Here is a 4,946-nt window from a genome sequence, read left to right on the forward strand (position 1 = left end):
GCGGTGCGTGGGGCGCGGTGGCGGGTGTGGGCGCCGACGCGGAGACGCTGACCCTGAACGCACGCCTGCGATTGGAGGCGCGGCGACAGCATGGAGGTTTCCGTCAGGGCTACTTTGGGCCGGATTACGAGCTGGCGCGATTTCGCGCTGCGGGGCACTCCGAGTTGCCATTGGCGAGAGCCTCGTTTCCTGATGGCGCCTCTGTCTATGCCGAGGCGAATGTGGGTTGGGACGCGGAGCGACTGGGCGGACTGGTGCAGCGACACCTGAGTCTTTCTGGGGCCGTGGAGGTCTTCACCTGGGGACGCGTGGATGCGGATGGGCGGCTCGCCCTGCAGCTTGTCGACCGGAGCCTCGAACTCGCCGTCAGTGCGCTCGCGGTGGGCCTGGGCCAAGCAGGGGCCCGCTATCTGGTGTCCGGGGAACTGCGCTGGCGCTTCGCGGGGAAGGTCTACGCACTGGGGCAGGGCGGAACGCTGCTGTTCCCGGACGCGGGCGGGGCGCTGCGTCCGGGAGCCTATGCGTCCTTCGGATTGGGGGTGGACAATGCGCGTTGAAATGTGGGTGTTGAGCGCGGTCCTGCTCGTCACGGGCTGTAGCTCCGTGCGACCCCTGTCCGGGCATGCTCGCATCCTGAGGGACGGCTCACGCGGGAGCCCTTCGTCCGTGCCTCGCAACACGCAGGATGACGTGTCCCAGACATTCGCACCCGAGGCGCCGTCGCGACTGCGGCGCCACCGGAGCGAGCGACCCCAAGGCACGGAAGCAGCCCGCGTTGCCCGGTCCGACGTCGTTGCCCGCGCAGTGGGTAGCGGCGCCGAGGAGGCAGACGCATTCGAGCGCCTGCTGGTGCTCGCGGGCCTGGAGCCCGGGGACGAAATGCCCTTGCGTGCATCCGCCCTGACTCCGAGGCAGGCGGCGCGGCTGCTGGCGGTGTTGCTGAAGAGGCCTGTGTCACCGGGAAATTTCCCACCGCGCATGGCAACCAGCCTCCTGCTGCGTGAGGTGTTGGAAGGCGGCGCCGTGTCGAGGGAAGAGTTGCTACGACGGGTGGCTCGCTTCAATCGGGCCGTGGTGTTGCGTCCCGATGGGTATCTCGCGTGGGTGATGACGGGACGCACGCAGCAGCGCGTGGCCCCGGTGCAGTGGAAGAATGGCGTGTTTGGCGCGCTCGGCTTCGAACTGGGACGCTTCTACCTCGATACCGGTGGCGTGTTCCGACCGGCGGACGAGCACCTCCAGCCGGTGTTCAGTTCGTTCGTCGTCGAGGTGTACGACGACGCGGACGTCATCAATCGTTCCCTGGACGGAGCCGGGGAGGCCTTCTTTGAATTGGCCATGGCCATCGGGAAGTTCTTCTCCGCCCCGACGGACAGCCTCCTCTCGCTCCGGCATCTCCCGGAGGGCATCGCCGCGCTCATCGCGGCTTCTCCTGAGTACCTGGAGTGCTTCACGTACATGACACGCGGGGAGCAGATACAGGCTGTCGCGAAGCTGGTGACGACGCTCTATGCCTGCGGTGGTGTCGCCAAGGGCACGACAGGAACGGTGACCGCGGCGATGGGCGGCGTTGAGTCCATGGTGCCGGTGCTGTCCCTCTCCGCCGAAGGCGCGCTGGTGCTGGAGCGAATCGCGGTGCCGGTGGGGCAGATGGCTTCATCTGTCGGGTCGGGGGTAGGAGGACTCTACGTCCTGTCTTCGTCCATAGAGAATGGACGGCATGGGCACGAGAGCAGCGACTCCCTGTCAGGGAGCGGACAGGGCCTTTCCAACGAATATTCCCGGATGGGAAGCGAAGGAAACGGCATCTTTGCCACCATCGACAAGGACGGCGTTGTTGATCTGATGATCGATGCTCCGGCGGGCAGCACGATACGCGGGACTGAATTGTTTCGTGGAATGATGGCGCACTTTGGTGGGCGGGTTCGAGCGATTCGTGGCACCTGGCGCTACGGAGATAATCTCGGTGAGGTCAATAGACTTGTGAGCCAGGGCACTCATTTGGAGGATGCGGTCCAGCGGGCCTGGACGGCGCGTCGAGCGAAGGATCATGGCTTCTCGAGGGCGAAGGTCCTGAGCACGAAGGGACGTCCAGGTGCATACGAGTTCATTCAGGTCTTGTTTGAGAGATAAGGGCATGAATATTGATATTGATGAGTCTGTCGTTAGAGGCCTTCGGGAGAGAGTTGCTAACGGAAGTGGTATGGTTGAGATGTTGAAGTGGCTGAGAAGGCAGCCACCAAGCGGTGCATTCAACAGCCGCATCCGAATCGTCGCAGCGCTTCATCGGGCGTTCATGTTGTCGGTGGAAGATTTGTCGGCGGTGGGGGCCTGGCACGTTTTCCCGGGGGGGACTTGGTCGGATGAGAAACTGGAGCAGTTTCTCGCACCGCGCATCCAGGCCACCCGGAGCCAGTGGATGCCGTGAGCCAGCAGCCCGCCTCCACCCGCGCCCACCAACCAGCGGGGCACATCGCATCACGGCACTGGCCGGCCGCCGCATCTGTAGTACGAAGGGCCCCCCTTCCGGTGACGCTGTGCGCCTCCTCTCCCTCCAGGTCCAGGACTTCCGCAACCTCCCAGGCGTGCAACTCACGCCCAGCCTCCACGCGACCATCGCCGTGGGGCAGAACGGGCAGGGGAAGACCAACCTCCTGGAGGCGCTCTACTTCCTCGCCACCCTCAAGCCCCTGCGCGCCGGCCGCCTCTCCGAGCTCGTCCGCTGGGGCTCCCAATCCGCCCGAGTCACCGGCCGCTTCCTCCTCAAGGGCGCCGAGCGCGAGATCTCCGTCGAGGTCGGCGGCGGCACCCGCCAGGCCCTCGTGGACGGCAAGAAGGCCTCCAGCCTGGAGGACTACTTCGGCGGCGTCTCCGTCGTCGCCTTCACCCCCGACGACCTGGAGGTCATCAAGGGCGGCCCCGACTCGCGCCGTGCGTTCCTCGACCGCGCCGTGTTCAACCGCTTCCCCGCCTTCCTCCGGGAGAGCCGCGAGTACGCCCGCGCCCTCAAGAACCGCAACCGCCTGCTCCGCGAGGGCGCCACCGTCGATGCCGCGTACCTGGACGCCTACGACGAGACCCTCGCCCGCGCGGGCGCCCGCCTCTACGTCCGCCGCCGCGCGCTGATGGCCGAGCTCGCCCCGCGCGCCCAGGCCACCTTCGCCTCCATCGGACGCACCGCCGACCCCGCCGTCTACGGCTACCACCCCGCGCACATCGGCGCCGACTTCGCCCAGGCCGACGAGGCCGCCCTCGCGGGCGCCCTGCGCGAAGCCCTGGCCTCCCGCCTGCGCCGGGACCTGGACCGCGGCTTCACCTCCGTGGGCCCGCACGTGGATGACGTCTCCGTGACGCTCGGGGGACGCAGCGCCCGCGCCTACGCGAGCCAGGGCCAGCAGCGCGCCCTGGTGCTCGGCTGGAAGATCGCTGAAATCGAAAACCTGGAATCCGCCATGGGCTTCCTCCCCCTGCTCCTGCTGGATGACGTCTCCAGCGAGCTGGATCCGGAGCGCAATGCCTACCTCATGGGCTACCTGGCCCAGAGCGGCGCGCAGGTCTTCCTCACCACCACTGACGCGGGGCTCGTCCGGGCCGCCGCCGCCAGTGATTCCCTCTGGCTCACCGTTCACGCAGGCCAGGTGAACACAGACGCGCCCGCGGCCTAGCGCACGTGCCGTCGGTTCCAGGGCCAGTGAATGGGCCCGCGCTTCGCCTGATGGGGAACCTGCTCCCGCGTGACGTTCCCGAAGTACTCGTAGCGGAACTCCGCCCACAGCAGGCCGAACGCCACCGCGAACAGGAACACCCCCAGCGTCAGCCACCACGCCGTGCCCGTCGCCAGCGCGACGATGCCCAGCACCCCCAGCACCGCGGCCACGCCCAGCGGCACCGTGTCGCGCTGCTTCGACTCGCTGAAGGCCATGCCCATCGCCACCATCGACACGAGCAACAGCGGCCACGCCAGCCAGTACGAAATGCGCGCGTACAGGTTGGCAATCGATAGCAGGAACAGCCCGAATCCAAATACCGCCAGTCCGCCGTCCATCGAATCCTCCTCGTGAGAATCCCCTGGGGACTCCCGGCTGAACATGCGTCCTGCCCCTGTTCGCAGGCACTCCCCCACGGGCCCGGCTCCCTGCGTCCGACCGGGGATACGGCGGGAGAGCGTCACCCTGCGTCTCCCTGGAATACGCCTCCGCGTCGCCGTGTCTGCTTCGTGCCCCCACGAACGCGTGAGTCCCCTGCCAGGAGTCCTTCCAGGGCGACAGGGGCCCGCTGGATGCGGGAGGCGCTGTAGTCGACGTTTGCCCGGACGAAGTTCTTGCGGACGTGCCGGGCCTGCACCATGACGAGCGCCGTCCCACCGGGAGCCCTCGGGACGAACGAATGGTGCCATGTCGCGGATGCTGCTGACGCTCGTGCTGTCTGCCCTGTGCGCGGGGTGCCACCGCGCGACGTTCGAGGACTCGGTGCTCCAGAAGAAGGACGTGAAGTATCGCGTCGGCACCCTGTCCAACGACGTCTGGCAACGCGCCTCGTTCGACGACAATGACCTGGCCTTCGTGGAGCGCGGTGAAACCGGCCGCGTCATCGCCACCAACGCCACCTGCAAGGACCACGACGACCCGGCCCTCAACGTCCTCACGAAGCACCTGCTGATGGGCTTCACCGAACGCCAGGACCTGGGCCAGCGCACCTTCACCCTGGACGGCCGCGAGGCCCTGCGCAGCCGCTACGTCGCCAAGCTCGACGGCGTCCCCGTGTCGCTGGAGCTGGTCGTCCTCAAGAAGGACAACTGCGTCTTCGACTTCAGCTACGTGTCCCCCGTGGGCCAGGCCGACGCGCGCATGGCCGACTTCGAGACCCTGGTCTCCGGCTTCCAGGCGGAGCGCCTCCGATGAGGGCCGAAGCCCAGGCCGCCGCCACCGCCGCCGCCCACCATCCCC

General features: G+C 67.5%; 4 protein-coding genes and 1 pseudogene. 4 read left to right on the top strand and 1 reads right to left on the bottom strand.

From position 1 onward, the window contains the following. From D7X74_RS39615 to D7X74_RS39630, 3 genes and pseudogenes are all read left to right on the top strand, one after another. Positions 1 to 557: pseudogene (locus tag D7X74_RS39615) on the top strand (hypothetical protein); the annotation flags it as partial. A 133-nt stretch (positions 558 to 690) separates the two neighbouring features. Further along, complete coding sequence (locus D7X74_RS39620; protein ID WP_233602453.1) at positions 691 to 2,133, top strand: hypothetical protein; 1,443 nt, start codon at positions 691 to 693, stop codon at positions 2,131 to 2,133. A gap of 404 nt (positions 2,134 to 2,537) precedes the next feature. Next, the gene (locus D7X74_RS39630; RefSeq protein WP_120538124.1) at positions 2,538 to 3,665 is read left to right on the top strand and encodes a DNA replication/repair protein RecF; all 1,128 of its coding nucleotides are present in this window, start codon (positions 2,538 to 2,540) and stop codon (positions 3,663 to 3,665) included. Here the strand turns inward: D7X74_RS39630 and D7X74_RS39635 are convergent. Beyond that, positions 3,662 to 4,045 carry a hypothetical protein gene (locus D7X74_RS39635; RefSeq protein ID WP_120538125.1) on the bottom strand — a complete coding sequence of 128 codons (384 nt, stop codon included), beginning with the start codon at positions 4,043 to 4,045 and terminating at the stop codon, positions 3,662 to 3,664. The genes D7X74_RS39630 and D7X74_RS39635 overlap by 4 nt on opposite strands. A gap of 349 nt (positions 4,046 to 4,394) precedes the next feature. Here D7X74_RS39635 and D7X74_RS39640 point away from each other — a divergent pair, with 349 nt between their 5' ends. Then, positions 4,395 to 4,901, top strand: a complete 507-nt coding sequence (locus D7X74_RS39640) for a hypothetical protein (RefSeq protein ID WP_120538126.1) — start codon at positions 4,395 to 4,397, stop codon at positions 4,899 to 4,901. The last annotated feature ends 45 nt before the right edge of the window (positions 4,902 to 4,946 follow it).

Origin of the sequence: Corallococcus sp. CA047B (genome assembly GCF_003612065.1) — a bacterium.
In the GTDB taxonomy this organism is placed as follows: domain Bacteria; phylum Myxococcota; class Myxococcia; order Myxococcales; family Myxococcaceae; genus Corallococcus; species Corallococcus praedator.

What these genes read in the sequence shown, in the direction of transcription:
- D7X74_RS39635 (WP_120538125.1), bottom strand. Translation starts at nt 4,045, where the DNA reads ATGGACGGCGGACTGGCGGTATTTGGATTCGGGCTGTTCCTGCTATCG.
- D7X74_RS39640 (WP_120538126.1), top strand. Translation starts at nt 4,395, where the DNA reads ATGTCGCGGATGCTGCTGACGCTCGTGCTGTCTGCCCTGTGCGCGGGG.